The sequence below is a fragment of the Bartonella sp. MM73XJBT genome, from assembly GCF_028618465.1.
Classification (GTDB): Bacteria; Pseudomonadota; Alphaproteobacteria; order Rhizobiales; family Rhizobiaceae; genus Bartonella.
The window spans coordinates 1-2,415 of sequence record NZ_JAQISY010000085.1 but is presented as its reverse complement, the minus strand read 5'-3'; the positions used below and the strand labels follow the sequence as shown (position 1 = coordinate 2,415).

Below are 2,415 nucleotides of genomic sequence, written 5' to 3'. Positions count from 1 at the left end.
TATTCTAAAAGAGGTTATAAATGCTGCGTCTCAAATAATCCGACTCCGGTTCAAGAACGCATCATCTCAAATTGCGATTTATTAGAGGAAGAAAAAAGATTCATGAAAGAGGTTTTAAATACCCTTTTGAAAGGTCTTTGAAGACCCTTTGAAAACACCTTAAAAACCCTTTAAAAGAAAATAAATTGGTACAAAACCTGGTGTCAAAATATACAAAACCCGCTGGCAAGCTACACTCATCATCTCAAATTGCGATCTTTAGGATGAAGAGAAAAGATGCATTAAAGGGTCTTTAAATAACCTTTGAAAGACCTTTGAAGACCCTTTAAGAACACCTTTAAAACTCTTTGAGAAAAAATAAATTGGTACAAAACCTAGTGGCAAAATATACAAAACCCGCCGACAAGCTACAGGCAATGTAGTTTGACAGTAGGTTTTGTACTAAGTGAGAAGAGGTGGGATTAGTTAGGAATAGGTGGTAATTTGTTGTTTTTATGGTTATTTTTTACCATTAAATGCGCGTTTTGTAAAATTGTATTTTGACACCTAAAATTGCGAAAATTACCGAAAATCAGAAAAAAGTGCGTTTTCATGGTAAAAATGAGAGAAGGCTTTGAAAGGTCTTTGAAAACCCTGTGAAAAATTTTGAAAAGTCTGTGAAAGCCCAGAAAACCGCCTTTGAAGACCCTTTGAAAAAAATCAATCCAAAAGTTCAATTGATTCCAAAATCAGCCAAAAATGACCAAAAAAGCAAAAAAGATTTTCACCTATTGATGATTATCTCCTTTTAGAGGTAATATATACTTATTAATCAAATGGTTATATTATTTTTTTAATGTAAAAAGATTTTCATATCGATTTTTCATTTTAGAGAGGCATTAAGCCGTATTTTGTGTAGTTTCTAGATGTGCTCTTTCAGCTTCTATTTGACGCTTTAAATGCAATTTTAGAAGAGGCAAGGTAAGCTCTATTTCTTCCGTGTCGTTGATGTCTTGAACAAGCTCTTGCAGTTTTTTATAAAGTTCCGCCGCGAGTTCCGCTATATCTTCAGGGGGGAGTTTTATTTTAGCATCGCGATAGGTTGTATAAGCTATGCGACCAAGCTTTTTCATCAATCCAGCAGGAATGGTGGGTGTCTTAAAATCCGCTGTTTTTGCTTTTGCTACGTCTGTAAACATTTCGCCTTCACCTGCAACAAGCCAAGTTAAGTTGACATTTAATTGCTGTGATAAAGCAGTCAAAAATTCTACATTGGGAAAAGTGGTCCCTCTTTCAGCATGGTCATAAATTGCTTTTTTAATACCTAAACGGGTAGCTATCTGATCTCGATTAAGCTCTAAGCTTTCTCGTATCAAACGTAGCCGTTTTGCCTGTTCTGTTTTGGGTTCAATTTCTTTTTTTGCCACAAATTACATAATAATGCAAATATTGCGTTGACTTAATGCATTTTTTGCATTATACCTCTTATTACCGCCCGCTATAGAGGGCAGATATTTTACAATTAACCCCACAAAAAACGGATGGTTTGAGCATCCGTTTGAAGCAGGAGCGAAAGTTATGACAACCACCCAAACATGCATTCAAGTATGGGATCGCCATAGTATTTTAGCTGAGCTACGCCGCCGTAATATGACCTTGGCGGAGCTCGCGAAAGCTTATCAACTCTCCTCATCCAGTGTTCAACACATTTGGACACGGTCTAACGAGAAAGCCGAACGCGCCATTGCCGATTTTATCGGTTTGCCTGTCGAGCAGGTTTTTAGCGACCGCTACCCCAAAAGTCGCCGTCGCATTTTTAAAGCAGCAAAACATGCCAATACAGATTCGCGTGCGCATTCTGCTTTGCGCGGTAATGCTGCTTAAACTTCGTTACACGGCTTTGCGTTTTTGCGCATTTGCCATGTATTTAGATACCATAAGATAAAAAGGTTTATCAATGTCTAAAGATCAATACGAAATAGACAAGAAAAATTGCACAGTGTTGCCTCATCAAGCAGCCGATTGGATGGGTTGTTTTTTAAGGTTAGGTGGTCAAGTTTTCTTTATCGGGGATGGTTATGGTTGCTGCTTATAATTTATGGACGCCCGAGGCAAAAAGAGAAATTTTTAATCCGTATTCGGAAGCTGAACGGCTACAAATGATGCTTTCCTGTTCTTTAAAAGCCGTGAGTGGTAGCTTTCGGCATGTACCGATCCGATATATTATTGACCCACCGCATGGCTTATTTGATGCGATATTAGCACGACAAATTGCCATTCATATTTTGCATTATCAGTTTGAGGTACCGCGGCGGCGTATTGTTGCCATGCAAGTACGGCAGCAGACTGCTATCTTTCTTGCTTTGCAAGTGATTAATCGGCGTTTGGAAGAGCCTGTATTTGCTAGAGCCTATCGAAGATGGGCAGGGCGTGCGA

Annotated in this window: 4 protein-coding genes; 3 read left to right on the top strand and 1 reads right to left on the bottom strand. The window is 38.6% G+C overall.

From position 1 onward, the window contains the following. Positions 1-878: 878 nt before the first annotated feature. A complete protein-coding gene (locus tag PVV69_RS09660) occupies positions 879-1,406 on the bottom strand; it encodes a helix-turn-helix transcriptional regulator (RefSeq protein WP_273757330.1) in 528 nt (175 codons plus the stop codon). Positions 1,407-1,557: 151 nt separating this feature from the next. On the opposite strand from PVV69_RS09660, the gene PVV69_RS09655 reads away from it, so the two are divergent. The 3 genes from PVV69_RS09655 to PVV69_RS09645 form a co-directional block, all read left to right on the top strand. Beyond that, positions 1,558-1,863: a helix-turn-helix transcriptional regulator gene (locus PVV69_RS09655; protein WP_005864619.1), complete on the top strand. Its 306-nt coding sequence runs from the start codon at positions 1,558-1,560 to the stop codon at positions 1,861-1,863. A gap of 73 nt (positions 1,864-1,936) precedes the next feature. After that, the gene (locus PVV69_RS09650; protein ID WP_273722103.1) at positions 1,937-2,074 is read left to right on the top strand and encodes a hypothetical protein; all 138 of its coding nucleotides are present in this window, start codon (positions 1,937-1,939) and stop codon (positions 2,072-2,074) included. Then, positions 2,058-2,415 (top strand): hypothetical protein (locus PVV69_RS09645; RefSeq protein WP_273757329.1); only part of this gene is annotated, 358 nt, incomplete at its 3' end. The genes PVV69_RS09650 and PVV69_RS09645, both read left to right, overlap by 17 nt.

What these genes read in the sequence shown, in the direction of transcription:
- PVV69_RS09655 (WP_005864619.1), top strand. Translation starts at nt 1,558, where the DNA reads ATGACAACCACCCAAACATGCATTCAAGTATGGGATCGCCATAGTATT.
- PVV69_RS09650 (WP_273722103.1), top strand. Translation starts at nt 1,937, where the DNA reads ATGTCTAAAGATCAATACGAAATAGACAAGAAAAATTGCACAGTGTTG.